Source organism: Bradyrhizobium sp. th-b2 (assembly GCF_000426785.1).
Taxonomy (GTDB): domain Bacteria; phylum Pseudomonadota; class Alphaproteobacteria; order Rhizobiales; family Xanthobacteraceae; genus Bradyrhizobium; species Bradyrhizobium septentrionale.
Genome location: NZ_AUGA01000001.1, coordinates 461,271 through 487,342 on the forward strand (window position 1 = coordinate 461,271; position 26,072 = coordinate 487,342).

25 protein-coding genes, 1 tRNA gene and 1 riboswitch are annotated in these 26,072 nt (G+C 64.8%); of the genes, 13 read left to right on the forward strand and 13 right to left on the reverse strand.

Features of this window, described 5'->3' with window-relative positions; genetic code table 11:
* Positions 1-24: 24 nt before the first annotated feature.
* Positions 25-1,092 (reverse strand): aromatic ring-hydroxylating dioxygenase subunit alpha, encoded by a 1,068-nt coding sequence (locus tag K359_RS0102230; RefSeq protein ID WP_035975842.1) that lies wholly within the window; start codon positions 1,090-1,092, stop codon positions 25-27.
* A 106-nt stretch (positions 1,093-1,198) separates the two neighbouring features.
* Between K359_RS0102230 and K359_RS0102235 the strand changes: the two genes are divergently transcribed.
* The 7 genes from K359_RS0102235 (at position 1,199) to K359_RS0102265 (ending at position 6,506) form a co-directional block, all read left to right on the forward strand.
* A complete protein-coding gene (locus tag K359_RS0102235) occupies positions 1,199-2,107 on the forward strand; it encodes a LysR family transcriptional regulator (protein ID WP_029077871.1) in 909 nt (302 codons plus the stop codon).
* A 104-nt stretch (positions 2,108-2,211) separates the two neighbouring features.
* Complete coding sequence (locus tag K359_RS0102240; RefSeq protein WP_029077872.1) at positions 2,212-2,901, forward strand: RNA polymerase sigma factor; 690 nt, start codon at positions 2,212-2,214, stop codon at positions 2,899-2,901.
* A gap of 94 nt (positions 2,902-2,995) precedes the next feature.
* Complete coding sequence (locus tag K359_RS0102245) at positions 2,996-3,517, forward strand: DUF4142 domain-containing protein (protein ID WP_029077873.1); 522 nt, start codon at positions 2,996-2,998, stop codon at positions 3,515-3,517.
* A gap of 11 nt (positions 3,518-3,528) precedes the next feature.
* The gene (locus K359_RS0102250; RefSeq protein WP_029077874.1) at positions 3,529-3,849 is read left to right on the forward strand and encodes a cupredoxin domain-containing protein; all 321 of its coding nucleotides are present in this window, start codon (positions 3,529-3,531) and stop codon (positions 3,847-3,849) included.
* Positions 3,850-3,942: 93 nt separating this feature from the next.
* Positions 3,943-4,305, forward strand: a complete 363-nt coding sequence (locus tag K359_RS0102255; RefSeq protein ID WP_029077875.1) for a nuclear transport factor 2 family protein — start codon at positions 3,943-3,945, stop codon at positions 4,303-4,305.
* A gap of 125 nt (positions 4,306-4,430) precedes the next feature.
* Complete coding sequence (locus K359_RS0102260; protein ID WP_029077876.1) at positions 4,431-5,228, forward strand: helix-turn-helix transcriptional regulator; 798 nt, start codon at positions 4,431-4,433, stop codon at positions 5,226-5,228.
* A gap of 108 nt (positions 5,229-5,336) precedes the next feature.
* Positions 5,337-6,506 carry a cytochrome P450 gene (locus tag K359_RS0102265; protein ID WP_029077877.1) on the forward strand — a complete coding sequence of 390 codons (1,170 nt, stop codon included), beginning with the start codon at positions 5,337-5,339 and terminating at the stop codon, positions 6,504-6,506.
* A 6-nt stretch (positions 6,507-6,512) separates the two neighbouring features.
* On the opposite strand, the gene K359_RS0102270 is transcribed toward K359_RS0102265, so the two are convergent.
* Together K359_RS0102270 and K359_RS0102275 are read right to left on the reverse strand one after the other, a co-directional pair.
* Positions 6,513-7,442, reverse strand: coding sequence for a dihydrodipicolinate synthase family protein (locus tag K359_RS0102270; RefSeq protein WP_029077878.1), 930 nt, complete (start codon positions 7,440-7,442; stop codon positions 6,513-6,515).
* A 25-nt stretch (positions 7,443-7,467) separates the two neighbouring features.
* Positions 7,468-8,634 (reverse strand): NADH:flavin oxidoreductase/NADH oxidase, encoded by a 1,167-nt coding sequence (locus K359_RS0102275; RefSeq protein ID WP_029077879.1) that lies wholly within the window; start codon positions 8,632-8,634, stop codon positions 7,468-7,470.
* Positions 8,635-8,880: 246 nt separating this feature from the next.
* On the opposite strand from K359_RS0102275, the gene K359_RS0102280 reads away from it, so the two are divergent.
* The gene (locus K359_RS0102280) at positions 8,881-9,900 is read left to right on the forward strand and encodes an LLM class flavin-dependent oxidoreductase (RefSeq protein ID WP_029077880.1); all 1,020 of its coding nucleotides are present in this window, start codon (positions 8,881-8,883) and stop codon (positions 9,898-9,900) included.
* Positions 9,901-10,450: 550 nt separating this feature from the next.
* On the opposite strand, the gene K359_RS58560 is transcribed toward K359_RS0102280, so the two are convergent.
* From K359_RS58560 to K359_RS0102295, 3 genes are all read right to left on the reverse strand, one after another.
* On the reverse strand, positions 10,451-10,693 hold the full coding sequence (locus K359_RS58560; protein ID WP_084518239.1) for a DUF3551 domain-containing protein: 243 nt from the start codon (positions 10,691-10,693) through the stop codon (positions 10,451-10,453).
* A gap of 32 nt (positions 10,694-10,725) precedes the next feature.
* Positions 10,726-10,799, reverse strand: a tRNA-Gly gene (locus K359_RS0102290).
* A 98-nt stretch (positions 10,800-10,897) separates the two neighbouring features.
* Complete coding sequence (locus K359_RS0102295; protein WP_029077881.1) at positions 10,898-12,445, reverse strand: 4-amino-4-deoxy-L-arabinose transferase; 1,548 nt, start codon at positions 12,443-12,445, stop codon at positions 10,898-10,900.
* A gap of 156 nt (positions 12,446-12,601) precedes the next feature.
* Here K359_RS0102295 and K359_RS0102300 point away from each other — a divergent pair, with 156 nt between their 5' ends.
* From K359_RS0102300 to K359_RS0102315, 4 genes are read left to right on the forward strand one after another with little or no spacing between them, the layout of a single operon-like run.
* Entirely contained in the window at positions 12,602-13,180 is a 579-nt protein-coding gene (locus K359_RS0102300; RefSeq protein ID WP_029077882.1) for a methylated-DNA--[protein]-cysteine S-methyltransferase, read from the forward strand.
* Positions 13,181-13,189: 9 nt separating this feature from the next.
* On the forward strand, positions 13,190-14,029 hold the full coding sequence (locus tag K359_RS0102305) for an AraC family transcriptional regulator (RefSeq protein ID WP_029077883.1): 840 nt from the start codon (positions 13,190-13,192) through the stop codon (positions 14,027-14,029).
* A 57-nt stretch (positions 14,030-14,086) separates the two neighbouring features.
* Positions 14,087-14,446, forward strand: coding sequence for a VOC family protein (locus tag K359_RS0102310; RefSeq protein WP_029077884.1), 360 nt, complete (start codon positions 14,087-14,089; stop codon positions 14,444-14,446).
* Positions 14,447-14,487: 41 nt separating this feature from the next.
* A complete protein-coding gene (locus K359_RS0102315) occupies positions 14,488-14,904 on the forward strand; it encodes an SRPBCC family protein (protein ID WP_029077885.1) in 417 nt (138 codons plus the stop codon).
* A gap of 203 nt (positions 14,905-15,107) precedes the next feature.
* On the opposite strand, the gene K359_RS0102320 is transcribed toward K359_RS0102315, so the two are convergent.
* From K359_RS0102320 to K359_RS0102330, 3 genes are all read right to left on the reverse strand, one after another.
* Positions 15,108-16,550, reverse strand: a complete 1,443-nt coding sequence (locus K359_RS0102320) for an MATE family efflux transporter (protein ID WP_029077886.1) — start codon at positions 16,548-16,550, stop codon at positions 15,108-15,110.
* 119 nt (positions 16,551-16,669) lie between these two features.
* Entirely contained in the window at positions 16,670-17,725 is a 1,056-nt protein-coding gene (locus K359_RS0102325; RefSeq protein ID WP_029077887.1) for a hypothetical protein, read from the reverse strand.
* 232 nt (positions 17,726-17,957) lie between these two features.
* Positions 17,958-19,064, reverse strand: a complete 1,107-nt coding sequence (locus tag K359_RS0102330; protein ID WP_029077888.1) for a 2'-deoxycytidine 5'-triphosphate deaminase — start codon at positions 19,062-19,064, stop codon at positions 17,958-17,960.
* A gap of 122 nt (positions 19,065-19,186) precedes the next feature.
* Positions 19,187-19,266, forward strand: a riboswitch (SAM riboswitch).
* Between the two features lie 74 nt (positions 19,267-19,340).
* Here K359_RS0102330 and K359_RS0102335 point away from each other — a divergent pair.
* A complete protein-coding gene (locus K359_RS0102335) occupies positions 19,341-20,534 on the forward strand; it encodes an O-succinylhomoserine sulfhydrylase (RefSeq protein ID WP_029077889.1) in 1,194 nt (397 codons plus the stop codon).
* A gap of 150 nt (positions 20,535-20,684) precedes the next feature.
* Here the strand turns inward: K359_RS0102335 and K359_RS0102345 are convergent, their stop codons facing one another.
* The 4 genes from K359_RS0102345 to pimA form a co-directional block, all read right to left on the reverse strand.
* Positions 20,685-21,458 carry an SDR family NAD(P)-dependent oxidoreductase gene (locus tag K359_RS0102345; protein ID WP_029077890.1) on the reverse strand — a complete coding sequence of 258 codons (774 nt, stop codon included), beginning with the start codon at positions 21,456-21,458 and terminating at the stop codon, positions 20,685-20,687.
* A gap of 104 nt (positions 21,459-21,562) precedes the next feature.
* Positions 21,563-22,708 carry a pimeloyl-CoA dehydrogenase small subunit gene (pimD, locus tag K359_RS0102350; RefSeq protein ID WP_029077891.1) on the reverse strand — a complete coding sequence of 382 codons (1,146 nt, stop codon included), beginning with the start codon at positions 22,706-22,708 and terminating at the stop codon, positions 21,563-21,565.
* Between the two features lie 162 nt (positions 22,709-22,870).
* Positions 22,871-24,061 (reverse strand): pimeloyl-CoA dehydrogenase large subunit, encoded by a 1,191-nt coding sequence (gene pimC / locus K359_RS0102355; protein ID WP_029077892.1) that lies wholly within the window; start codon positions 24,059-24,061, stop codon positions 22,871-22,873.
* Between the two features lie 218 nt (positions 24,062-24,279).
* Entirely contained in the window at positions 24,280-25,968 is a 1,689-nt protein-coding gene (pimA, locus tag K359_RS0102360; RefSeq protein ID WP_029077893.1) for a dicarboxylate--CoA ligase PimA, read from the reverse strand.
* Between the last annotated feature and the right edge of the window lie 104 nt (positions 25,969-26,072).

Below are 26,072 nucleotides of genomic sequence, written 5' to 3' on the forward strand. Positions count from 1 at the left end.
CCGTGACGGCCGTCGCTTCAGCGACTATGCCGCGCGTGCCGCGCCCTTCTCCGCATCGATCCTGCGCGCGAACAGCCAGCGGAAATAGGTCAGCGGCGCATCGGCGCCGATCGCGAGCAGCTGATAGTCCGGATCAACGTCGAACACCTTCTGCTGGGCTTCGATGATGTCCTTGTCCTCATTGAAGGCCTCCTCAAGGGAATGCCGCAGCGACAGCGCGATGTTGGGGTTGTCGGTGTCGAAGTCGTGCAGGTAATTCCAGAAGAAGTGCGTCGACGAGCGCGTCTCCGGCGTCATGAATTGCGCGTTGCGATATGAGCGCGTACCCGGAACCTGAGCGCCCTTCTCCACGCCCTGCCCGGCCGGCGCAAACGTGGTATCGAGCGTGAAGATACCCGGAACGATCATGCGGCCGATATTGCGACGATCGACCTTATCGGCCCGGTTGGAAATCACCTTCTTGTGGTAAGGCGGCGCATCGGCGCCCATGTGCCAACGCTCGACGCGGAAGCCGTCGTCCAGCTTCTCGATCGCGACCGGCTTGGTCTTGTAGGCGTATTCCTCGGAACCGCCGAGCGTGTTGGTGTGAACGAAGGCGAGATGGGCGAAGTCGCTGAGGTTGTCGACGATCAGGAGCCAGTTGGCCTTGTAGTGCATGTAGCCCGGCAAGCCGCGCCATTTTGGATCTTCGAGCGGCGGATAATCCAGGATCAGCTTCGGATCGGCCTTCTCGGGATCGCCGGTCCAGATGAAGATCATGTTGTAGCGCTCGACCACGGGATAGCTGCGCACGCCGAGCTTGGCGGGGATCGCGTCCTGGCCGGGAATCTGGATGCACTTGCCGTCGGCCGCGAACTTCATGCCGTGATACATGCACCTGATGTCGTCGCCCTCGACGCGGCCCATCGAGAGCGGCGCGGCGCGATGGCAGCAACGGTCGTCGAGCGCGACCACCTTTCCGCTCGAGCCGCGATAGAGCACGATCGGCCGCTCCAGGATGGTGCGCGCCAGCTTCTTGCCGTCGATCAGCTCGTGATTCAGCGCCGCCACATACCAGGCGTTGCGCAGGAAAATTCCGTTGTCGTCGACCATCTCGCCCTTCCGATGCAGATTTGGTTGCGACCAGGTTAGGTGATTGCGATCACCGCGATAATCCGATTTGGCTGGACACACTGTACCGCTGGATGGACAATCGGCCATGGAGTGGCGCGATTGGGAGCTGTTTTGCGAGGTTGTCGAGCATGGCGGCTTCACCGCGGCCGCGCGCGTGCTCGGACATCCCAAATCGAGCCTCAGTGCTGCGGTGCAGCGTCTCGAGGCCAATCTCGGGCTGCGGCTGATCGAGCGGACCACGCGACACCTGCGGCTGACCGATTCCGGCGAGACCATCTATCGCAAGGTGCGCCCGCTGTTCACCGCGCTGCACGACACCCACAGCGAGGCGCTGGCGATGAGCAGCGCGGTCGCAGGCACGCTGCGCATCAAGGCGCCTTACGAATTCGGCGCGCATCACGCAGGGCCGGTCGCCTGCGCCGTGATGGGCCGCTATCCGGAGCTTGCGATCCGGATCGATGTCGAGCACGACATCGTCAACCCGATCGCCGAAAACTACGACATCGTGTTCGCGATGCTGGAGGCGCCGCTGCCGTCGGCCGACATCGTGATCCGCCGCGTCTTCACCCTCGAACGCGGCCTGTTCGCGGCGCCGGCGCTGCTGGAGAAGTTCGGCGAGCCGCGCACGCTGATTGAGCTGAGAAAGCTGCCGCTGTTGACCGGCCCGAGCGATCCGCCATGGGCGATCACCGCTCCCGGCGGTGCGGTCGAGCATCTCGCGGTCGACCGCGCCCGGCTCACCAGCTCGAATGCCCATGTCCGCCTGCAGGCGGCGCTCGCTGGTCATGGCGTGCTGCGGGTCACCGCAAGCTACACCCGCGCCGCGGTCGCCGCCGGCGAGTTGCGGCGGCTGTTGCCCGACCACGCCTGCGAGCCGCTGAACGTGCACGCGCTGTTGCCCGCGCGGCAATTTGTCCCGGCCAAGGTGCGCTGCTTCCTCGATGCGATGGAGGCGCATGCGCGGGGCGATCCGGAGGCCTATATCAGACCGTGACTACTGATTGACGGCTGTTTTGGCCAACCACGATTTTCTCGGGAACCTGGCCGGCCCCGCGGCATCTAATGTCGATAATCAGTGAACAGTGAGGCGATCCAGCCATGCGCCAGGCCCAGGTAAAGCAACCACCGCCGATCAGCTCTGGCGATGCCGAATTGGTGCAACGCGCGCTCGCCCGCGACGAGGCCGCGGTTCGCGCCATCATGCAGGCGAACAATCGCCGGCTGTTCCGGCTGGCGCGCGGCATCCTCCGCAACGATAACGAGGCCGAGGATGTGGTTCAGGAGGCCTATGTGCGCGCCTTTACCCATCTGGACCAGTTCCGCGGCGACTCCAGCCTCTCGACCTGGCTGTCGCGGATCGCGATCAACGAGGCGCTCGGCCGCCTGCGCAGCAGGCACACAAGCGTGGAATGGTCCGAGCTGCCGAGAGGCGCCCTTGAGGCCCAGATCATCCAGTTCCCCTTGTCGTCAGCGGACGATCCGGAAAAATCCATGGCCCAACGCGAAATCCAGCATGTTGTCGAGCGCGCTATCGATGAACTGCCCGAGGCGTTCCGCCTCGTCTTCATCACCCGGGTGATCGAGGGCATGAATGTCGAGGAGACCGCTGAAATCCTCGGCCTGAAGCCGGAAACCGTGAAGACCCGCCTGCACCGTGCCCGGACCATGCTGCGCGACAATGTCGAGCGGAAGATCGGCCCCATCGTGATGGAGGCCTTTCCCTTTGCGGGCAGACGCTGCGAGCGATTGACCGAGGCGGTTTTGAAACGGCTCGGCGCCACAGCATAGATTTTCGGGAACCTCTGCGCGTCCGCACCATCCAACTCCTGTGCAACCAACAACGTGCCGCGCGCTACGCCCGGCTCAACAGGAGTGTCAAACCATGTTCGTTCGATTGAGCATCGCGGTCGCCGCGCTCAGCGTTCTCAGCGGAGCAGCACTGGCGCAGGGCGCAAAGCCGACCGATCCGCAGATCGCACACATCGCCTACACCGCCGGCGTGATCGACATCAATGCCGCCAAGCAGGCGGAGGCGAAGGCGTCCAACAAGGAGGTCAAGGCGTTCGCCCAGGACATGGCGCGCGACCATGAGGCGGTGAACAAGCAGGCGCTCGACCTCGTCAAGAAGCTGAAGGTGACGCCGGAGGACAACGACACCAGCAAGGCGCTGTCGAAGCAGGCGGCCGACAAGCTTGCCGAGCTCGGCAAGCTGACGGGCACCGCCTACGACAAGGCCTATATCGACAACGAGGTCGCCTACCACAAGACCGTCAACACGGCGCTGGAGACGCAGCTGATCCCCTCCGCCAGCAATCCCGAGCTGAAGGGCCTGCTGGAGACCGGCCTGAAGATCTTCCAGGGCCACCAGCAGCATGCCGAACATGTCGCGGCCAGCCTGAAATAGGGAGACGCATGATGTTGCCAGGACGCTATCTCGCAACGCTCGCCTTGCTCGTGTTCGGCGCGACGGCTGTCCCGGCGCATGCGGCCACCATCCAGATCGTGATGGAGAATTTGGTAATCGCGCCGGCCGAGGTATCGGCCAAGGTCGGCGACACCATCGAATGGGTCAACAAGGACGTCTTGGCCCACACCGCCACCGCGAAGAACGGCGACTTCGATGTGACGATTGCGCCGAAGAAAACGGTCAAGTCGGTTCTGACCAAGGCCGGTACGGTCGACTATTACTGCCGCTACCATCCCAACATGAAGGCGGTGCTGACAATCGCGCCGTAGCTCGCGCGATGACCTCCGAGGTAATCGATCGATGCCTGCGAACCTTCGATAGTCCGGACAGCCGCACAGTCCGGCCCATCGAAGGAGAGCACCATGACCGACCACGCCACCATCGCCCGCAATTACATCGAGCTCTGGAACGAGCGGACGCCGAGCCGGCGCCGGGAGATGCTGAGCCAGAACTGGACCGCCGATGCGCGCTATGTCGATCCGCTGATGAGCGGCGACGGCCATGAGGGCGTCGACGCGCTGATCGCAGGCGTGCAGCAGAAGTTTCCGGACTTCACCTTCAAGCTGATCGGCGAGCCGAACGGCTTCGGCGACCATGTCCGCTTCTCCTGGGGTCTCGGACCCGACGGCGTCGACAGCCCGATCAAGGGCACCGACTTCGCCATGCTGAAGGACGGCCGGATCAGGAGCATCACCGGCTTCCTCGACCAGGTGCCGGGCGCCTGACGCGAGCTTCTTGTTCGACTCGTTTTCTTCGCGCGAACCGGGCCCCACTTCACTCGAATACGCTATGGTCCGCTTCCAAGTCGGTGATGTCGCTGCTAATCTTCCCGAAACACAGGGAGGACGCCATGAAGGCAGATTTCGCCTTCAAGACTTCTGTCGTCAGCGACATCACGCCGGCGCTGCTGGCGATCGGCCGTGACAGCTTTCCGCAAGCCCTGATCGGTTCGCTGCGCCGCGTCGCCGGCGTCGGCCACTGCATGGTGTTCTCGTTTACAGGCCCGCGGTCCACCGCGTGCCTGCTCGACGTCGGCAACATCCCGACCGGGCGTGAGCTTGGGATCGCCTATTCCGAACATTTCCATCAGGCCGACCCGAACCGCGATGCGGTGTTCGAGGGGCAGGCGCAGGCCACGCCGATCGTGCTGCCGAACTTTGCTCGCCGGATGTACAGCGACGGCTACCGCAAGATCTTCTTCGACGATTCCGACATCGTCGACAAGTTCGCCTCCGCGATCTGGACCGGCGACACCTGCTTCTATGTCAACTTCTACCAGATCACAGCGCAGGGCCGCTTCAGCCGCGAACAGATCGCGCGGCTGGCCGCGGTCGCGCCCGCGTTGACCGCGGCCGTGGCGCGGCACTTCCAGCGCGACATGGCGCCGGATGCCGACCCGATCGCCCGGCTGCAGACCCTGTTTGCCACGGCAGCACCGCTCGCCCGGCTGACCGGGCGCGAGAGGGAGGTCTGCCTGCGCATCCTCTCCGGCCTCAGCTCGGAAGCGATCGCCGCCGACCTCGGCATCGGGCTGCACTCCGCCCTCACCTATCGCAAGCGTGCCTATGACAAGCTCGGCATTTCCTCGCAGAACGAGCTGTTCGCGATCGCGCTGCGCCTGATCGCGTCCGCGCGCCAGTTGAACTGAGGGGGCCTTGAGCGGTGGCTTCCGTCTGTCCCCAACGGTGGGGACAGACCGGCGGCGCTTTCCAGCCTATGCTTGGCCCGAAACCTGAGGCCAACCTGAGATCAAGTCGTGAGCACCGCACCCCATTTCGACATCGATGTGCCAGCCTTCTGGCAGGACCCCTATCCGACGCTCGCGCGGATGCGCAAGGAAGCGCCGATCGCCTTCGTGCCGCAGCTCGGCAGCACCCTGCTGTGCAACCGCGACGACATCTTCGTCTCCGAGAAGCAGATCGACGTGTTCTCGTCGCACCAGCCCGAAGGATTGATGAACAGACTGATGGGCCACAACATGATGCGCAAGGACGGCGATGCGCACATGAACGAGCGTAAGGCGATCTTCCCGGCGATCTCGCCGAAGACCGTCAGGTCGCACTGGACCGCGCAATTCGAGCGACATGCCACGCGCATTCTCGACGAATTGAAGCCGGACGGGCTGGTTGATTTCGTGCAGGCCTTCGCGCTGCCGTTCTCGGCCGAATGCCTGAAGTCGATCACCGGCCTCACCAACATGCGCTTCCAGGACATGAACGCCTGGTCGCAGGGCATGATCGACGGGATCGCCAATTATGTCGGCGACCCGGCGATCGAGGCGCGCTGCCACGCGGCGACCTCGGGCATCGATGCCGCGATCGACGACATGGTGCCGGTGCTGCGCAAGACGCCCGATCTCAGCCTGCTCGGCGTGATGCTGCAAACGGACATGCCGATGGAAAGCGTGCGCGCCAACATCAAGCTCGCGATCTCGGGCGGCCAGAATGAGCCGCGCGACGCGATCGCCGGAACGGTGTGGGCGCTGCTGACCCATCCGGATCAGCTTGCGCTAGCGACCAGCGGCGCGGTCCCGTGGTTGCAGGTGTTCGAGGAATATGCGCGCTGGATCTCGCCGATCGGCATGTCGCCGCGGCGGATCGCAAAGCCCTGGACGATCCGGGACGTCGCGTTCGAGACCAATGAGCGCGTGTTCCTGATGTTCGGCTCGGCGAACCGCGACGAGAAGCATTTCGACCGGCCCGACGCGTTCGACGTGCGCCGCGACGCCAGCAAGAGCATCGCGTTCGGCGCCGGCCCGCATTTCTGCGCCGGCGCCTGGGCCTCGCGCGCCATGGTCGCCGACGTCGCGCTGCCCGCGATCTTCAACCGGCTGAAAAACCTGCGCCTGATCGAGGACAAGCCGCCGCGGATCGGCGGCTGGGCGTTCCGCGGCCTGCTGGATCTGCCACTGGCGTGGGACGCATAAGCGCTGTTACCGTCCCCAACGCAGCACGACCGGATCGAGCGCGCGCGCGATCTCGATCAGCCCCGCTCGCGTAGCCGGGTGCAGCGGCTGTAGTGGATGGCGCACCATGTCGGACTTGATGACGCCGCCTTCGCGCATCAGGACCTTGCAGGCCTGCAACCCGCATTGGCGGTTCTCGTAGTTGATCAGCGGCAGCCAGCGCGCATAGGCCCGCACTGCTTCGTCGCGCCGGCCCGCGAAGAACGGATCCATGATCTGGCGGATGCCGTCGGGATAGCCGCCGCCGGTCATCGCGCCGGTGGCGCCGGCGTCGAGATCGGCCATCAGGGTGATCGCCTCTTCGCCGTCCCACGGCCCCTCGATCTCGGCGCCGCCCTTCTCGATCAGGCCGCGCAGCTTGTTCGCCGCCATCGGCACCTCGATCTTGAAGTACCTGATATTGGCAAGCCCCTTCGCCATTCGCGCCAGAAAATCCACCGAGAGCGGCGTGCCCGCGACCGGCGCGTCCTGGATCATGATCGGGATCTTGATGGCATCCGATACCACCCGATAGAACTCATAGATGCCCGGCTCCGGCACGCGGAAGGTCGCGCCGTGATAGGGCGGCATCACCATGACCATGGCGGCACCGGCGGCTTCCGCCTCCCGGCTGCGCGCCGCACAGACCGCCGAGGAGAAATGCGTCGTCGTGACGATGACGGGAATCCGCCCCGCAACATGTTCGAGCACGGCGTGCATCACGGTTTCGCGCTCGGCATCGGTCAGCACGAACTGTTCGGAGAAATTGGCGAGGATGCAGATGCCGTGGGAGCCGGCGTCGATCATGAAGTCGATGCAACGCCGCTGGCCTTCGAGGTCGACATTGCCGTTGGCATCAAAGATGGTCGGCGCCACGGGGAAGACGCCACGATAGGGACGCTTTGCGATTGATGTCATGATGACGACCTCTCAGGGCTTCATGTCAGATCTTGCGGAACGGCAGCGGCGGGCCTTCGAGCCTGCGCAGGCCCGGCTCGCGCCGCTCCAGCCACCAGCCATATTGCTTCGGCCAGGACGCGAAAACCTCGCCGCTTCTGCCGCCAAGCGCAAGCTCGGCATGCAGCGGCCAGTTCGGATCGAACAGCGCTTCGCGGCCGATCGCGACCAGATCGGCATGGCCGCCCGCCAGAACATCCTCGGCCTGCTGCGGATGCAGGATGAGGCCGACTGCAATGGTGGCAACATCGGCGGCGCGGCGGATTTCGGCGGCATAAGGCACCTGAAAGCCGTAGCCGCGCGGAATCCGCGCCGCCGTCGCCGAACCGAGCAGGCCGCCCGACGAGCAATCGATCAGATCGGCGCCGCGCGCCTTGGCTTCCCGGGCGAATGCGATCTGGTCCTCGAGCGCGAGTCCGCCGTCGATGCCGTCGACCGAGGAGATGCGTACCGACAATGGCCGCTCCGCGGGCCAGGCCACGCGCACGGTCTCGATGATCTCGAGCGGATAGCGCATCCGCCCGGCACGGTCGCCGCCATAGGCATCGCTGCGGCGGTTCGACAGTGGCGAGAGGAATTCGTGCAGCAGATAGCCATGCGCACAATGCACCTCGACGAATTCGAAACCGGCCTCCACCGCGCGCAAGGTGGCGCGCCGCCATTGCTCGCGCAGCGCTGCGAGATCGGCGACGTCGAGCGCGTGCGGCATCAGCCAGCCGTCTTCCATCGGGATCGCGCTCGGCGCCACCGTCCGCCATGGCAGTTCGCCACGGGCGCGGTCGGCCTCGTCGAGTGCGGCATTGCCGTACCATGGACGCTGCATGCTGGCCTTGCGGCCGGCATGCGCGAGCTGGATCGACGGCACAGCGCCGTTGTCCTTCAGGAAGGCCGCGATGCGCTCGAGCGGCGCGATCTGCTCGTCGTTCCAGATACCGACATCGCCATGGGTGATGCGGCCCTCGGCCGTAACCGCCGCGGCCTCGACCATCACGAGCCCAGCGCCGCCCTGGGCGAATTTGCCGAGATGCACAAGGTGCCAGTCATTGGCGATACCGTCGGTCGCCGAATATTGGCACATCGGCGAAATCAGGATGCGGTTTCGGGAGGTCACGCCGCGAAGCGTGATCGGCTGAAACAGAACGGGCTGCGACATCGGGACCTGCGGAAACGTGGTGGCGGGAAAACGGCCGCCGAAAGCTAAGCGGCGCGCCGCATCATCGCAAGCTGCACAACGGCGCAGGCGGCAGGACCTGGATGCATGCGCCGTGCACGCGATGGGGAATCATCCAAACCCGAAGCCCCGGCTGCAGAAATTTTCACGGGTTGATAAACACTTTCGTGTCACCGCCGTATCACGCAACCGATCGCAATTTGCGTCAGGCATGCCTACATTGCCGATATGAAAAAAATCGGATTCCTCTCGTTCGGGCACTGGACGCCCTCGCCGCAATCGCAGGCCCGCTCAGCCGCCGATGTGCTGCTGCAATCGATCGACCTCGCGGTCGCCGCCGAAGAGCTCGGCGCGGACGGCGCGTATTTCCGCGTCCATCACTTCGCCCGCCAGCTGGCCTCGCCCTTCCCGCTGCTGGCGGCGGTCGGCGCGAAGACCAGCCGGATCGAAATCGGCACCGCCGTGATCGATATGCGCTACGAAAATCCGCTCTACATGATCGAGGACGCCGGCGCGGCCGACCTCATCGCCGGCGGACGCCTGCAACTCGGCATCAGCCGCGGCTCACCCGAGCAGGTGATCGATGGCTGGCGCTATTTCGGCTATCAGCCGGGCGAGGGCCAGACCGACGCCGACATGGGGCGGCGTCACGCCGAGATCTTCCTTGACATGCTGCGCGGACAGGGGTTTGCGCAGCCGAATCCACGGCCGATGTTTCCCAATCCTCCCGGCCTGCTGCGGCTCGAACCGCTCTCGGAGGGCCTGCGCGAGCGCATCTGGTGGGGCGCCGGCTCGAACGCCACGGCAGTCTGGGCCGCGAAGCTCGGAATGAATCTGCAGAGCTCGACGCTGAAGAGCGACGAGACCGGCGAAGCCTTCCACATCCAGCAGGCCGCCCAGATCCGGGCCTACCGCGCCGCCTGGAAGGAGGCCGGCCACACCCGGGCGCCGCGCATCTCGGTGAGCCGCAGCATCTTCGCGCTGGTCGACGATCGCGATCGCGCCTATTTCGGCAACGGGCAGGAGGAGGACCAGATCGGCTTCATCGACGAGCGGACGCGCGCGATCTTCGGCCGCGGCTATGCCGCCGAGCCGGACAGACTGATCGAGCAGCTCAAGACGGACGAGGCGATCGCCGAGGCCGACACCCTGCTTCTGACCGTGCCCAATCAACTCGGCGTCGCCTACAACGCGCATGTCATCGAGACGATCCTGACTCAGATCGCGCCCACCTTGGGCTGGCGCTGAGTTTGGTGGCGCTGAGCTTGCCGCGGGATCAGGACCCGCGGCGGCCGTCTTCCAGGGGGTGGTTGAGAGGGGACGATCCGCCGCGGGCTTGAACCGACCGTTCTCGCCGGAGGATGGCCGGTTCTATATGGCCAATGCGGGAACCGGCGCGATCGTTCCGGCGGAACTTCGTTCTCAAACGCGGAGAACTACGGAAACATAACTGCGCCCTGTGAGAAGAACAGGTTGAGTACAGTGCGTTAGATGCGCACGTTGCGTGAACAGATCGCCGTATTATCCCGGGATCATCGCGGGAAGCCTGCCTGCGGATTGGCTCTGCGAATCTCGGTCAGGAATCCCTGTCGCGATTGCGGCGAGTGAGATCGAGACGCTCGACGCGCTCGTCAATCCGCCGGTTCAGTTCCTGATCCTCTTTCGAATTCTTGCCGCGACGGCCGCGAACCACAAATGCGCACCCGATCAGAACGACCGCAAAGAGCGCGTAGTGCCACCATTCCATGCATCGATCTCAAAATGGACGCCCGCGCATACGCGCGGAAAAAGTTACCGTTCACCTGTAAGGGCGCACCGATCTTGGCGCGTAAAAAGGGTTGACCAGACAGGTCGCCGGAAGCCCCATGGCGGCCGCCTGGCACTGATCCAGCGACGTGAAGATGCAGTCCATTCGATCGCCGATCAACGAACCGTAAGCATGCATGCAGACCGGATAGCGTGGATCATACATTTGTGCAGACGCCGGCCTTGTCATGCAAAGCGCGCTTAGCGCAAGCAGCAGCGCTCCAAGCAACTTCACATCAGGTCTCCTGCTATCACGGCGAAATACATTGGAGCGGGCGAAGGGAATCGAACCCTCGTATGCAGCTTGGGAAGCTGCCGTTCTACCATTGAACTACGCCCGCGATCTCAATTTCTTGAGGCCGACCCTGTCGGATGCGACCTGCCGGACCATAGCCCGGGCGGAGGCGGAGGATCAAGCGTGCATTCAGGCCCGGCGCCGCTAGTGGCCCATCCTCACGAGCACGTCATCGATGACAAAGGGCGCGGCGGCGGATGCGTCGCAGGTGCCGCTGCGTGCGTAGATGCAGGCATCGGCGATGCCGACTTGGGCACAGCTTTGCCGTGAAAAATCCGACGGCAGATCGCCGGCGGCCGCGGGCCGCGCAAGGATGCGGTTGAAGGCCGGCTTGGTCGCCTGCAACAGCGGCGGCAGGATCAGCTCGGCGAGCGGATCGGCGGGCGCAAACGCATAGAGCGGCACCGGACCGACCAATCGTTCCCGCCCCGGCAACAGCTGGAAACGAACGTTGTAAAGCGCGAGCCCGCACATCTGCGGATCGCTGCGCAGTTCGGCGGCGAGCTGCGCCGCGCCGACGCCGCGCGTCCAATAGTCGCGCATTCCTTCGCTGGCGCCCGCGAGCGCCACCGAGAGCAAGGCCCAACCGCCCATGACGATCGGCAACGCCCCGCGGCGCCATCCGCCTTTTGTGCGCAGCCATTGCACCCAATCGGCCGACCCGAGCGCCGCGACGATGATGAACAGCACCACCGACAGGAACACGAAGCGGTATTCCTTGTGTGCGATCAGGCTATGGAAGACGAGGTTTGCGACCGCGACGGCCAGCAGCAGCGGCGTATGCCGCGCGCCGCGCCAGATTGCGGCGAGCGGCAACACGATCGCCACCGACCACACGATCAGGAAGTTGATGAGATAGGCCGAAGGCGGCGTCACGCCGAATTCGGTCGCGCGATCGTGCAACAGGTTTTCCTTGATATTGCCGATCAGCCAGGCGAACGGCACGGCGCCATGCGCAAGATCGATCGCGCCGGCGAGCAACAGCGCGGCAAGCCCGCCGGCGACCAGCGGAATCAGGTTGCGCCAGTGTGTCCAGCAGGCGCCGAGCGCAAGCACGGCGATGGCCGGCGCATACTGGAAGCGGCAGACAAAGGCGAAGGCAAGCAGCGCGCCGCCGATCACGAGACGAAGCTGCGACGGGCGATCGGTCACCAGCAGCGCCGCCGGTACGATCAGCGCCGTCGCCAACGGCTCGCCCAATGTGTGTGGCGCAAGCAGGATCAACTCAAACCAGATCGCGGCAGCGAAACCCGCGACGACGGCATGGGTTCGCGAGATCCGTGCGCCAAAGAACCAGGCGCTGAGCACAATCGACAGCGACGCAAATGCAACGACCAGGCGCGGCGCCAGGAAGGCGCCCGCGCCACCGGGCGCAATCGTGTCACCCAGCGCAACCGGGCCGGCCAGCAATGTCGGCAGGAACCAGCCGCGAATGCCTTCGCGCCATTCCCACGTCAAAATGCCGTCATGGCCGAGCATCCGCCACGCCGGCTCGAGATACTGAAAGATCTCGTCGGGATACATCACGTTGGGCCAGACGGCGGCCGCAAGGCGCACGACCAGCGCCAGCAACAGCAATGCGACCAGCGGGTGAAAACGCCCGGTCGCTCTCCCGACCACGCCTTTGCTGCCGGGCGCGGTCTCGGCGCTCGTGCTCGTCATCGTTCCGCCGATCGTATCGTAAAGCAGCATGCTGGCGACCAGATAGCGGGCAAAGCCTTTAAGATGGGTGACTGGAATTTGGCGGGGTCACACAGAACCGGCCGCGACATGGTTAACTAAACGTCAAAATTCCAGATGCGCCGGACGGCGGCGATGCTTAGATCGCGCTCGGGGGTTGGTGGCGTCATGGCGGGGCGTGGGTACAGCATTTTCGACACGGCAATCGGCCGGTGCGCCATCGCATGGGGCGAGCTAGGCGTGGTCGGTGTCCAGCTTCCCGAGCTCCGCGAAATCGAAACTCGCAAGCGGCTGTTCCAGCACTATCCCGATGCACGCGAGATGCGGCCTCCCGAAGAGGTCGAGGCTGCGATCGAGGGCATTGCAGCGACCTTGCGCGGCGGCGATGGCGATCTCGCAGGCATTGCGCTCGACATGAGCGGCATCCCGGCCTTCAACCAGGGCGTCTACCAGACGGTCCGCAGCATTCCCCGTGGCGAAACCCGAACCTATGACGAGGTGGCGAGCGCCCTGCGCGCATCCGGCGCGGTCTATTCGGTGGTGCAGGCGCTCGGCCGCAATCCCTTCATGATCATCGTGCCCTGCCACCGCGTGCTCGAGGAGGGCAACTATGCCGACCGTATCTCGCCGAGCGGCGGCAGCGTCTCCAAGCGGCGGCTGCTCTCGATCGAAGGCGCCCAGCCGACCACCAGCAAGACCCTGTTCGACGTGCTGCTGCCTGTTGCACGGCCCCGGCCGCAAGCCTAAATCTGGGGTATGACCCGGACCACGCTGTTGCAGCGCGATCGCATCACGGTGAACGAGTTTCGCTGCACGGCGGAGCCCGGCGATAAGCCGTTCGTCGAGCAGTTCGCCTCTCATTCCGTATCCTATGTGCGCAGCGGCAGCTTCGGCTGCCATTGCCGCGGCCGTTTCCATGAGCTGGTGGCGGGCTCGATCCTGGTCGGCCATCCCGGCGACGAATACACCTGCACGCACGACCATGTGGTCGGCGACGAATGCCTGTCCTTCTTCCTGGACCCGGAGCTGGTCGAGACGATCGGCGACCGCGCGGCGGTCTGGCAGGTCGGCTCGGTGCCACCGCTGCCCGAATTGATGGTGATCGGAGAGCTCGCCCAAACGGCGGCAGTTGGCAACAGCGACGTCGGCCTCGACGAGATCGGTCACCTCCTCGCCAGCCGGCTTGTCGAGCTGGTGTCCGACCGCAAGGCAAGGCCGCTCACCGCCGGATTGCGCGATCGCCGCCGCGCCGTCGAGGCCGCACTGTGGATCGACGCCAATTCGCACCATCAGATCGATCTCGACGATGCCGCCGAGCAGGCCGGGCTCAGCACGTTCCATTTCCTGCGGCTGTTTTCCGCCGTGCTCGGCGTCACCCCGCATCAATATCTCGTGCGGTCGCGGCTGCGCCATGCGGCGCGACGGCTGGCGGACGACGACAGCCCGATCACCGACATCGCCTATGATGTCGGGTTCGGCGATCTCTCCAATTTCGTGCGTAGCTTCCACCGCGCGGCCGGTGCCTCGCCGCTGAAGTTCCGCCAGGCCTCCCGCGGCAACCGCAAGATTTTCCAAGAACGCCTTGCACTGCAATAGCTAGGGTTCATCCGGTCCGCGCGTCTCATGACGCGTCCAACGACTGGAGACTCTATCATGTACGACCATATCGGATTGCGCGTCGCCGACCTCGACGCCAGCGTTCGCTTCTACACCGCAGTGCTGGCACCACTCGGATTCGTGCTCTGCTCGCGCGACGACAGCGGCGCCGGCTTCGGCCCCAAGGGCGAGCCCGCGCTCTGGCTGCATCTGCACAAGGGCAAGGCCCAAGGCGGCGCGCATATCGCGTTCCGCGCGCCGAGCCATGACGCGATCAAGAAATTCCACACCGAAGGCTTGAAGGCCGGCGGCAAGGACAATGGCGCGGCCGGCCATCGCAAGGACTACAGCCCGACCTATTACGCGGCATTCCTGCTCGACCCCGACGGCAACAATGTCGAAGCGGTGTCCACGTAAGCCTTCATCGTCATCCTGATTTGCGAAAGGACTCAACTTCCATGGCTTCCATCTACAAGGACATCCCGATCGACGCGCCGGCAGATCACGTCTGGGACGCGCTGCGCGATTTCGGCGCGCTGCATACGCGGCTAGCGCCGGGCTTCGTGACTGACACGCAACTCGATGGCGACGTCCGCACCGTCACCTTCGCCAACGGCACCGTGGCGCGCGAGACGCTGGTCGATTGCGACGACAAACGACAGCGGCTGGTCTATGCGATCACCAGCGAACGGCTGAAGCAGCACTCCGCCTCGGCGCAGGTGTTTGCCGAGGGCGACGGGCGCTGCCGGATGGTGTGGATCGCGGATGTGCTGCCGCACGAGGTCGCGCCCTACATGGACGCGCAGATGGACCTTGGTGCTGCCGCGATGCAGGCGGCGCTGGCGCGATCGGCAAAGGCCAGGAACGCGGCGTAAACCGCTAGCTCTCGCTACCATTTCGTATTCGAACCGTGACCGTCACCCTGAGGGGGCCGCAACGCGGCCGTCTCGAAGGGCGACAGCCCGACTGTTTCCGCGAGCGCACGCCGACGCACGGGGGCCGTCGATCCTTCGAGACGGCCGCTTCGCGGCCTCCTCAGGATGACGGGGAGAGGGTCGAGATGACGGACCGAGAAATCTTACGACAGCGCCGGCTGGGCCTCAGCGACCGGCGTGGACTTGCCCCAGCGCGTCAGGATCACGCTGAGGCAGGAGAGCACGCCGAGCACGCCCATCGAGGCGGCGGCGAGTGCGAAGAAGTTTTGCGCACTCGCCTCATGCGTCGACAGCCACCAGCCGCCAGTGCCGATGAAGATCAGCCGCGCGGTCTGCGCCAGCACCGGGCCGAGCACCTTCGCGGCACCCTGCGAGGAGAAATACATCGACATCGCGAGGCCGATGAAGGCGTACATCGGCGCCGCGGTCGAGAGATATTGGTGGCTGGTCGCCCGCACATGCGGATCGCTGGTGAAGAGATTGACCCAGAGGTCGGGGAAGACGGCGATGAAGCTGCCGACCGCGCCGACCGACAGGAACGACAGCGTGCCCGCGGTCCAGGCGATGCGCCGCGCACGCGCGACGCGCTCGGCGCCGACGGCCATGCCGATCATCGGCACCGAGGCGATACCGACCGCGAACGCGACCGAGGTCAGCATGAATTCGAGCCGCGCGCCGATGCCGTAGCCGGCGAGCACGGCGGTGCCGAATTGCGCCAGTATGTGGGTGAAGATCGAGATCGTCAAAACCGACTGCAGCGGCGAGAAGCAGGAGACGGCGCCGACCCTGAGGATGTCGATGAACATCGCCCATTGCACGCGCAACCCCTTGAGCTTCGGCCTCACCCGGGCGCGGCCCGAAAACAGATACCAGCCCATCACGCTGATGCTGATCGAATAGGCGATCAGCGAGCCCGCGGCGACGCCGCGCATGCCGAATTGCGGCACCGGCCCGAGGCCGAGGCCGAGCGTGCCGCCCAGAATGATCTGCCACACCGCCGACGACAGGATCATGGTCGACGGCAGCTTCATGTTGCCGGTGCCGCGCAGGATGCCGGCCATCGTGTTCATCAGCCAGGGCAGGATCGCGCCGCCGAAGAAAATCTGCGAATAGGCGATCGCCTGCGCCAGCACATTGCCGCGGCCGCCGAGCAGTTCGAGCAGGCGCGGACCGAAGATCAGCATGCCGAGCATGAAGGTCAGGCCAAAGGCCAGGCCGATCAGCAGCGCATGCATGGCCAGCGTCGAGGCGCGCTCGATCTCGCCGGCGCCGAGCGCGCGTGCGATCGCGGATGCGACGCCGCCGCCCATCGCACCGCCGGACATCGTCATGGTCAGGATGACGCAGGGAAACAGCAGCGCCATCGCCGCGAGCGACTCGACGCCGAGCCGGCCGATATAGGAGGTTTCAGCGATCACGACGCAGGTGCCGGCGGAGAGCGCGATCACGTTCGGCCAGGCGAGCCACAACAACGTCTTCAGGATCGGCCCATCGAGCAGCGCGTTGCGCGCCGGCCTGGTCACCGGCGGCGGTAGCGGCCGCTCATGTTCGTCGACAGGTATTTCGGCGAGGCCGAGGTCGGACATTTCCACTCCCGCGCGCGATCTGGGGAGCCGCGCCATGGTGTTTCCCTACCATGGCAACAGCGGATTCCACGTGCGCGGGACGCAAGGGGGGCCTGCGCGATTGCAGGCGAACCTTGCCCCTAGCCGATCGACCAAACCAACGGCGCGCCCGCGGCGCCATTCGGCTTCAAATGCACCGGAATATGCCGCCCGCACCCGGCAGCCAGCCCCTCGAACAGGCCTGTCAGGACGCTGGCGCAGGCCGGGTGATCATCGGCTACTTCGGCCATCAGCTTCCAACCCTGCTGATGGATTTCGAATTGCCCCTCGGACTCGCTGATCTCGGCCAGATCGTCCTGCGACTCGAACAGAATGCGCAGGAAGCTGACAAACTCGCTGGCGCCACCGCGGCTGGCGCCGAGCGCCTGCGCGACCTCGTCATAATACTGCATGCCAATCAGTCTGCCGGTGAGGTGCAGCAGATAGCTCGCATCCTCCGGGCCGAACGCCTGCACCATGACGGGCGCGGCTGTCTTCACATATTCCATCGCGTAGTTGCGATAGGCCTTTTCCAGCCGTGGTTTCGGCCAGCTGTCGACCGGCAGCGCCGGCGCGGTTCTGGAATCGAACAACGGCGCCTCGAGATGACGCGCGAAGATGAGGCGCTGGTCGAGCTCGAGCGGATGATCGTATTCGCAATAGTAGCCCTCGAGCCCGTCTTGGCCGTCGACGCTCTGCTTGGTGCAGACGAAGCCGAGCCTGAGATCGCCGAGGGCCGCGCCGTTGTTGGCGTGCCAGCCGCGCAGCATCGCGCGCGAGACCTCGCCGGGCACGCCGCAGATCGCCGTTCCCTTCCAGATCCAGCGCGGCGGCGGATAGCGGATCCAGGCCTTGCGATCACTTTCGTACATGTATTCGACATGCACGCCGCCGATCCAGTTCGAGAGATAGTGATATTGCGCGGCCGCGACCGCGGGCGGCAGGCCGTCGAGGCCGAGCTTCTTCAAGCCGGGCAGGAAGCGCTCCTGCTGCTGGCGGCGAAACACGCGGAAGACGAATTCGGCGGCATCAGCCGTGCCGCGCCGTGTGACGACGGTGAGGATGAGACCGGTGAAGAAGGCATGATAGAGATCGGCGACGCTGCGCCATCTCCGCCATTGCGCTTCCTGCTGCGCTGAATCTGTTGCGGCGCTCATGTTCACTCCCGATCTCTTGTTTTGGTGGAGTGTGTCATCGTCAGCATGACGACGCAACCAAACCCAAGCGCGGTGTCATCGCCCGACTTGATCGGGCGATCCAGTATTCCAGAGACGGTCGTTGTCGATCGAAGGGCCACGGCGTACTGGATTCCCCGCTTTCGCGGGGAATGACAGCGAAGAATGATTGCAAGATGGTCTTGCTTCGCGACCCGATATCCGGGCTACGGAATTACACGCGAAAATGCTTTGAGAGCTTCAGGCCCTGCGCCTGGTAGTTCGAGCCGATACGCTGGCCGTAGAGCGCATCGGGGCGCTCGAGCATGCGCTCATAGACGAGGCGGCCGACGATCTGGCCATGCTCGAGGATGAACGGCACCTCGCGCGAGCGCACTTCGAGCACGGCGCGCGCGCCCTTGCCGCCGGCGCCGGCATAGCCGAAGCCGGGATCGAAGAAGCCGGCATAGTGGACACGGAATTCGCCGACCAAGGGATCGAACGGCACCATCTCCGCGGCGTAGTCCGGCGGCACCTGCACGGCCTCTTTCGAAGCCAGGATGTAGAACTCGCCGGGATCGAGGATGAGGCTGCCGTCGGGCCGCGCCTTGATCGGCTCCCAGAACTCGTCGACCGAGTAGCCGCCGCGGCGATCGATATCGACGACGCCGGTGTGGCGCTTGGCGCGATAGCCGACGAAGCCGCCCGAGCTCTCGCCGGAGAGATCGACCGAGAGTGCAACGCCGTGGGTGAGATCGGCATTGTCGGCGTCGACCAGCCGCTCAGCGGCGTGCAGCGCGTCGAGCTCGTCGGCCGTCAAGGTCGCCTCGCCGATCCGGAAGCGGACTTGGCTGAGCCGCGAGCCCTCGCGCAGCAGCACCGGAAACGTCTTCGGGCTGATCTCGGCATAGAGCGGGCCGTGATAGCCGGCACCGATCATGTCGAAGCGGCGGGTGCCGTCGGCGATCACGCGGGTGAAGACGTCGAGCCGTCCAGTCGAGCTCTTCGGGTTGGCCGCGGCCACGATCTCCGGCGGCAGCGCCAGGCTCTCCAGCAGCGGGACGATGTAGACGCAGTTGGTCTCCAGCACTGCGCCGTCGGAGAGATCGATTTCGTGCAGCTTCAGCTGGTCGATCCGCTCGGCGACGGTGGCGTCGGGCCCCGGCAGGAAGCTTGCCCGCACCCGAAAGGCGATGTCGCCGAGGCGGAGATCGAGGCTCGCCGGCTGGATCTGGCTCTCGACAAAGTCGTAGGCGGGCAGAATGAGGCCGGCCTCCGCCATCTCCGCGATCATGCGGTCGGGCAGAATTCCGTTGGATTCTTCTTCCAGCGTGAACGACACGGCGCGGTCCCTCGGGATGGCCCAAAATCAACCTCTGAGCGGCCATCAAGCCCCAATATATGGGCTTTTACGGGTTATCCGATGACCGTCTTGACGGAAAGGGCGCGAGGGAATATCAGCTGCACTTATCCCGTGGTGATTTGAGCCGGCCGGCTTGCAGCCACGTTAAATAAGTCGCTAAACAGGCCGGGGACAGTGTGATCCCGGCTTGTGGAGGTTTCTCCAGGCCGGTTTTTTTGTGGCCATTTCCAAGGGAATGGCCACCTCGGAGGTCACATGTCTGAATCCAAAGCTACCGCCCGCTTCCGTCCCGAAACCCGCCTCGTCCATGGCGGCACGCTGCGTTCGCAATTCGGCGAGACGTCGGAAGGGCTGTTTCTCACCCAGGGCTACGTCTACGACAGCGCCGAGCAATGCGAGGCGCGTTTCAAGGGCCAGGACCCCGGCTTCATCTATTCGCGCTACTCCAATCCGACCATTGCGATGTTCGAGCGCCGCATGATCGAGCTCGAGGGCGCGGAAGCCGCGCGCTCGACCGCTACCGGGATGGCCGCGGTGACCACCGCGATCCTCGCGCCGCTGAAGGCCGGCGATCACGTGGTGGCGTCGAAGGCGCTGTTCGGCTCGTGCCTCTATGTCGTGCAGGATTTGTTACCGCGCTACGGCATCGAGACGACGCTGGTTGACGGCCTCGATCTCGACCAGTGGCAGCGCGCGTTGCGGCCGAACACGAAAACCTTCTTCCTGGAGAGCCCGACCAATCCGACGCTCGACGTGCTCGATATCGCGGCAATCGCTGAGATCGCGCATAGCGGCGGCGCGCGGCTGATCGTCGACAATGTGTTCGCGACGCCGATCTGGCAGAACCCGCTGTCGCTCGGCGCCGACGTCGTGGTCTATTCCGCGACCAAGCATATCGACGGTCAGGGCCGCTGCCTCGGCGGCATCATCCTGTCGTCGGAGGCCTTCATCGCCGAGCACATCCATAACTTCATGCGCCAGACCGGCCCGTCGCTGTCGCCGTTCAACGCCTGGGTGCTGCTGAAGGGCCTCGAGACGCTTGCCGTCCGGGTCCGCGCCCAGACCGAAAACGCGGCGAAGATCGCCGAGGCGCTGGCGCAGCATCCCAAGGTCACGCGGCTGGTCTATCCCGGCCGCGCCGATCATCCGCAGGCCGAGACGGTGAAGAAGCAGATGGGCGCCGGTTCGACGCTGGTCGGCTTCGAGGTGAAGGACGGCAAGGCCGGTGCTTTCCGCTGCCTCAATGCGCTGAAGATCTCGCGCATCTCCAACAATCTCGGCGACGCCAAGAGCCTGGTGACGCATCCCGCGACCACGACGCATCAGCGCCTGGCGCCGGAGGCCCGCGCCGAACTCGGCATCAGCGAAGGTTTTATTCGCTTCTCGGCCGGGCTTGAACACCCCGACGACCTGATCGAGGATTTTGTGCGGGCGCTGGAGCAGGTTTGAGGCTGGCGCGATAGCCTCGTCATGGCCGGGCCTGTCCCGGCCATCCACGTCTTGCTCAAAACAACCGCCAAAGACGTGGATGCCCGGCACGAGGCCGGGCATGACGAGATTGTGTGACGTTTGAGCTCTATCTTGTAGAGAGCAAGCCGCTTACGTCGCCGCCGTCGTCACGCCGCCGTCGACCACAATGGTCTGGCCGGTCATGAAGGTCGACGCGTCGGAGGCAAGGTAAGCCACTGCGCCGGCGATCTCGTCGGGCTCGCCGATGCGGCGGAGCGGCGTCGACGCAGTGCGGCGCTTCAGATTGTCCGGGTCCTCCCACAGCGCGCGGGCGAAATCGGTCTTCACCAGGCCCGGCGCCACGCAATTGACCCGCACGCCTTTCGGGCCCCACTCGCCGGCGAGGCTGCGGCACAGCGCGAAATCCGCCGCCTTGGAGATGCCGTAGGCGCCGATCACGGTCGAGCCGCGCAGGCCGCCGATCGAGGAGATGATCACGACCGAGCCCTTGCCCCGTTCGGCCATCTGCGGGATCGCCAGCGCGGAAAGCCAGATGTTGCTCTTGACGTTGGAGCCCATGATCTTGTCGAAGGCCTCGTCCGTGATGTCGAGCAGCGGGCCGTAATAGGGATTCACCGCGGCGTTGCAGACCAGGATGTCGATCTTGCCGTAGTGCTTCAGCGTGCCTGAGATCAGCCCCTCGACCTCCGCGCGGCGCGCGATGTTGCAGGGGATCACGAGCGCGTCACCACCCGCCTTCTTGATGCCGTCGGCGACTTCCTCGCAGGCATCCGCCTTGCGCGAGGAGATCACGACCCTGGCGCCGAGCTTTGCCAGCAGTTCAGCCGAGGAGCGGCCGATGCCGCGGCTCGAGCCGGTGACGACGGCGACCTGGCCGGTGAGATCGAACGGGGTGTTTTTCATTGTTGTTTCCCTGACGTCTACAAAACCCGTCATGCGCGGGCTTGACCCGCGCATCCATCTTTTCAAGAGCGATGGGTTGCCGGGTCAAGCCCGGCAACGACATCTCAACCCAGCAGCCCGCCGCCCTCGCTGACGCGACGGAGGTGGTAGTCGGTGTCACCGAGCGTGTTCTCGATCATGGTCAGCCGCTTGAAGTAGTGACCGATCTTGGCCTCCATGGTCATGCCGATGCCGCCATGGAGCTGGATCGACTGCTGGCCGACGAACTTCAAGGATTTGCCGACCTGCACCTTGGCGGCCGCGACCGCGGACGAACGCTCCTTGGCATCGTCGAAATCAGACGCCATGGTCGCGAACATCGACATGCTGCGGGCCTGCTCCAGCGCCACGAACATGTCGGCGGCGCGGTGCTGCAGGCTCTGGAACGAGCCGATCGCAACGCCGAACTGCTTGCGGGTCTTGATGTACTCGACGGTCTCCTTCAGCGACTCATCCATCGCACCGACGGCTTCCGCGCACAGCGCAATGCGGGCTTCGTCCGCCACGCGCTCGATCAGGGGCAGGCCGTTCTCGGGATCGCCGATCACAGCATCCGCACCGACCTCGACATTGGTGAAGGTGATGTCGGCCGCGTGCAGGCCGTCCTGGGTGGGATAGCCCTTCCGGGTGACGCCCTTGGCGTCCGCCGGAACCAGGAACACGCCGATGCCGGTCTTGTCGCGCTGCGCACCCTTGGTGCGTGCAGTCACGATCAGCGTGTCGGCGTTCTCGCCGTTCAGCACGACGAACTTCTCGCCGTCGATCACCCAGCCGTCGCCCTTTTTCTTGGCGGTGGTCACGACGTCAAAGAGGTCGTAACGCGAGTTCTTCTCGAGCTGCGCAAAGCCGAAGGTCTTGCTGCCGTCGATGATGCCGGGAATGTACTTGGCCTTCTGCTCGGCCGAGCCGCCATGGCGCAGGAAGCCGCCGGCGACCACAACGGTGGCGAGATAGGGCTCGACCACCAGCGCCTTGCCGAGCGCTTCCATCACGATCATGGTCTCGACCGCGCCGGCGCCGAAGCCGCCGTCGGTCTCCGCGAACGGCAGACCGAGCAGACCCTGCTCAGCGAGCTTGCCCCATAGGGCTTTGCTCCAGCCGCCCTTCTCCTTCATGTACTTCTTGCGCGCATCGAAGTCGTAGGCATCGCTGAGGAGCCCGTCGACGCTTTCCTTGAGAAGCCGTTGCTCCTCGGACAGATCAAAATCCATGTTACCATCTCTCCAAAATCACGCGGGCGTCCGCCCTGATCTCCACTCGTCACCCCCGCGAATGCGGGGATCCAGTAATCGCCGGCAGTCGTTGTCTGCCATGACTGCCGCGGCGTACTGGGTCCCCCGCACAAGGCGGGGGACGACAGCTGAATGTGCGGCCTAAAGCCCCAGCACCGCCTTGCTGATGATGTTGCGCTGGATCTCGTTGGAGCCGCCGTAAATCGAAACCTTGCGGTTGTTGAAGTAGCTCGGCGCGATCTGCGCGGTCCAATCCATGCTCTCGTTCGAGCCGGCATCGCCATGCTCGTCATAGGGCGCGGCGAACGGACCGATGATCTCCATCAGGAGCTCGGTCGTGGTCTGCTGGATTTCGGAGCCCTTGATCTTGAGCACCGAGGACGCCGGATTTGGCTTGCCCTTGCCGTGCTTGCCCTCGTCGGCGACGACACGGAGCTGGGTGAGCTCGAGCGCCTTGAGTTCGATCTCGCAGGCGGTGAGCTTTTCGCGGAACGCCGGATCCTCGATCACCGGGCGGCCGCCGGCCTCGACCTTGGAGGCCAGCGCGCGGATGCGGCGCAGCCGCTCCTTCGATACGCCGACCCGGGCGATGCCGGTGCGCTCATTGCCGAGCAGGAATTTTGCGTAATCCCAGCCCTTGTTCTCCTCGCCGATCAGGTTTTCATAGGGCACCTCGACGTCGTCGAAGAACACTTCGTTGACCTCAACGCCGCCGTCGATGGTCTGGATCGGGCGCACGGTGACGCCCTTCGACTTCATGCTGAACACGATGAAGGAGATGCCCATCTGCTTCTTCGCATTGTTGTCGGTGCGGCAGAGGCAGAAGATCATGTCGGCGTGCTGGGCCAGCGTGGTCCAGGTCTTCTGGCCGTTGATGATCCACTTGTCGCCCTTGCGCTCGGCCTTGGTCTTCAGCGACGCGAGGTCCGAACCCGAGCCCGGCTCCGAAAAGCCCTGGCACCACCAGTCGTCGACACTGGCGATGCGCGGCAGATACTGCTTCTTCTGCGCTTCGTTGCCGAAGGTGTAGATCACCGGGCCGACCATGCTGACGCCGAAGGCGAGCGGCTGCGGCGCCGGATAGGACTGCAGCTCCTCGTTGAAGATGTAGTGCTGCACGGTGGTCCAGCCGGTGCCGCCATATTCCTTCGGCCAGTGGGTGACGCCCCAGCCCTTCTTGTTGAGGATGCGCCACCAGGTCACCATCTCGTCCTTCGACAGATGGCGGCCTTCCTGCAGCTTGCGCCTTGTCTCCGGCGGCACGTTGTTCTTGAAGAACTCCCGCACCTCCTCGCGAAACGCTATCTCTTCCTTGGTGAAAGCGAGATCCATCGGATCCTCCTTTTGAAAGTTGAATTACCCTTCTAACTCTCTCGCTGTCGTCCCTGCGAAAGCAGGGACCCATAACCACCGGCCATCACAACTGGCAAAGCCGGCCGCCGCTTGTGCCTCTTGCGCGGGCCGCGGCGTATGGGTCCCGGCTCGCGCTTTGCTTGGCCGGGACGACGAAATAACTACAACACCTCGAACAGGCGCGATGACTGCGTCCGTCATGACCGGGGTCCTGATGCAGGCTGTTGTGGTTTGGACGGAGATGTCTTCGGCTGCTGCTGGCGCAATTCGTGGCGCGACAGCTTGCCAACCGGGGTGCGCGGCAATTCAGCGACGAACTCGACCGCGGCCGGCAGTTCGTGCTTGCCCAATTTGCCGGTGAGGAACGCGCGCAGCTCGTCGACGGAGAACGCTGGCTGCCCGTCGCGCAGCTTGATGAAGGCTTTTGCCGCTTCGCCGCGGTAGTCATCAACGATGCCGATCACGATCACTTCCTGCACGGCAGGATGGGTGTAGATCGCCTGCTCGATCATCTGCGGATAGACGTTGAAGCCGCCGGAGATGATCATGTCCTTCTTGCGATCGACCAGATAGAAATAGCCGTCGGCGTCCATGTAGCCGATGTCGCCGGTGAGGAAGCGGTCGCCGACAAAGGCCTCCGCGGTTTCCGCGGGCCTGTTCCAGTAGCCCTTGGTGACGTTCGGGCCGCGGATGCGGATTTCGCCGACCTCGCCGACCGGCATCACCCTGGTGGAATCCTCCAGCGACACCACGTCCATCTCGATGCCGGGCAGCATCAGCCCGATCGAGCCCGGCTTCTCCGGTCCTTCCTTCGGGTGGCCGGTGCCGGGCGAGCAGGTTTCGGTCATGCCCCAGCCGCTCTTCAGCTTCATGCCGACCCGGCGCTCGAAGACCTTAGCGACTTCGACCGGCAGCGGCGCTCCGCCGGAGCCGGCGACCACGAGCGAGGAGAGATCGCGCTTGTCGAGATCGGGAAGCGAGGCGATCGCGATCCACATCGTCGGCACGCCGGGAAACACCGTCGCGCGCTTGACCTCAATGTCGCGCATCACCGCCTCGACGTCGAAGCGTTGATGCAGCGAGATCAGATGGCCGCGCCGGATCGCCGACAGCAGCACGACGGTCAGTGCATAGATATGAAAAAGCGGCAGCACGCAGATCACGCGCTCGATCGCATTGCGTTCCAGCCGTCCCGGCTTGCCCCAGACGTCGTAGATCGACACCGCCGCGGTGAGATTGCCGTGGCTCAGCATCGCGCCCTTGGGCAGGCCGGTGGTGCCGCCGGTATATTGCAGCAGCGCAACGTCCTCGACGTCGACCGCGGGCCATTGCGCCGGCCTGGTCGCGCCGTCGATGAACTGGCGGTGGGTGATGATGGCGGGATTGTCCGGCAACGCAGTCTGCGGCGTGCCGACCTTGCCCCAATTATCATCCTCGCAAACGATGAGCCGGTCGAGCAGACCCTTGGCGAGGAATTTCAGCGCGGTCGGCAACAGCGCCGAGAGGTTGCTGGTGACCAGCACGCGCGCGCCTGAATCGGACAGCTTGTGCGACAGCGCGATCTCGCCGTCGAGCGGCGACAGATGCACGACGCGAGCGCCGGCCTTCAGCGCGCCGAAGAAATTGATCGGATGATCGGGCGAGTTGCCGAGAAACAATGCGACCGACGTGCCCTTGCCGTAGCCGGCCCGCATGAAGGCGGCGGCGGCGGTCTCGACCAGGGTTTCCAGTTCGCTGTAGCTGATCTGGCGTTCCCGGAATTCGAGCACCGGACGCGCGCCGAACTCCGCGGCCGCATTCGAGAGCAGATCCGGCAGCGTGCCGCGTGCGATCTCGTCGCTCCACTGCACGCCGTTGGGATAATATTGTTCGCCGGGATGACCAATCATGAACGTCTTCGCTTTCGTAAGGTGAGCACCGGCGCGCGGGCTCCCCTCCCCCTTGCGGGGAGGGATTGGGGGAAGGGGTACCACTCGGGCAGTCCCGATGC

What these genes read in the sequence shown, in the direction of transcription:
- K359_RS0102300 (WP_029077882.1), top strand. Translation starts at nt 12,602, where the DNA reads ATGGCGGGGCGTGGGTACAGCATTTTCGACACGGCAATCGGCCGGTGC.
- K359_RS0102305 (WP_029077883.1), top strand. Translation starts at nt 13,190, where the DNA reads ATGACCCGGACCACGCTGTTGCAGCGCGATCGCATCACGGTGAACGAG.
- K359_RS0102310 (WP_029077884.1), top strand. Translation starts at nt 14,087, where the DNA reads ATGTACGACCATATCGGATTGCGCGTCGCCGACCTCGACGCCAGCGTT.
- K359_RS0102280 (WP_029077880.1), top strand. Translation starts at nt 8,881, where the DNA reads ATGAAAAAAATCGGATTCCTCTCGTTCGGGCACTGGACGCCCTCGCCG.
- K359_RS0102325 (WP_029077887.1), bottom strand. Translation starts at nt 17,725, where the DNA reads ATGAGCGCCGCAACAGATTCAGCGCAGCAGGAAGCGCAATGGCGGAGA.
- K359_RS0102295 (WP_029077881.1), bottom strand. Translation starts at nt 12,445, where the DNA reads ATGCTGCTTTACGATACGATCGGCGGAACGATGACGAGCACGAGCGCC.
- K359_RS0102260 (WP_029077876.1), top strand. Translation starts at nt 4,431, where the DNA reads ATGAAGGCAGATTTCGCCTTCAAGACTTCTGTCGTCAGCGACATCACG.
- pimD (WP_029077891.1), bottom strand. Translation starts at nt 22,708, where the DNA reads ATGGATTTTGATCTGTCCGAGGAGCAACGGCTTCTCAAGGAAAGCGTC.
- K359_RS0102250 (WP_029077874.1), top strand. Translation starts at nt 3,529, where the DNA reads ATGTTGCCAGGACGCTATCTCGCAACGCTCGCCTTGCTCGTGTTCGGC.
- K359_RS0102235 (WP_029077871.1), top strand. Translation starts at nt 1,199, where the DNA reads ATGGAGTGGCGCGATTGGGAGCTGTTTTGCGAGGTTGTCGAGCATGGC.
- K359_RS0102230 (WP_035975842.1), bottom strand. Translation starts at nt 1,092, where the DNA reads ATGGTCGACGACAACGGAATTTTCCTGCGCAACGCCTGGTATGTGGCG.
- K359_RS0102335 (WP_029077889.1), top strand. Translation starts at nt 19,341, where the DNA reads ATGTCTGAATCCAAAGCTACCGCCCGCTTCCGTCCCGAAACCCGCCTC.
- K359_RS0102240 (WP_029077872.1), top strand. Translation starts at nt 2,212, where the DNA reads ATGCGCCAGGCCCAGGTAAAGCAACCACCGCCGATCAGCTCTGGCGAT.
- K359_RS0102345 (WP_029077890.1), bottom strand. Translation starts at nt 21,458, where the DNA reads ATGAAAAACACCCCGTTCGATCTCACCGGCCAGGTCGCCGTCGTCACC.
- K359_RS0102275 (WP_029077879.1), bottom strand. Translation starts at nt 8,634, where the DNA reads ATGTCGCAGCCCGTTCTGTTTCAGCCGATCACGCTTCGCGGCGTGACC.
- K359_RS0102320 (WP_029077886.1), bottom strand. Translation starts at nt 16,550, where the DNA reads ATGTCCGACCTCGGCCTCGCCGAAATACCTGTCGACGAACATGAGCGG.
- K359_RS0102245 (WP_029077873.1), top strand. Translation starts at nt 2,996, where the DNA reads ATGTTCGTTCGATTGAGCATCGCGGTCGCCGCGCTCAGCGTTCTCAGC.
- K359_RS0102270 (WP_029077878.1), bottom strand. Translation starts at nt 7,442, where the DNA reads ATGACATCAATCGCAAAGCGTCCCTATCGTGGCGTCTTCCCCGTGGCG.
- K359_RS0102255 (WP_029077875.1), top strand. Translation starts at nt 3,943, where the DNA reads ATGACCGACCACGCCACCATCGCCCGCAATTACATCGAGCTCTGGAAC.
- pimC (WP_029077892.1), bottom strand. Translation starts at nt 24,061, where the DNA reads ATGGATCTCGCTTTCACCAAGGAAGAGATAGCGTTTCGCGAGGAGGTG.
- K359_RS0102315 (WP_029077885.1), top strand. Translation starts at nt 14,488, where the DNA reads ATGGCTTCCATCTACAAGGACATCCCGATCGACGCGCCGGCAGATCAC.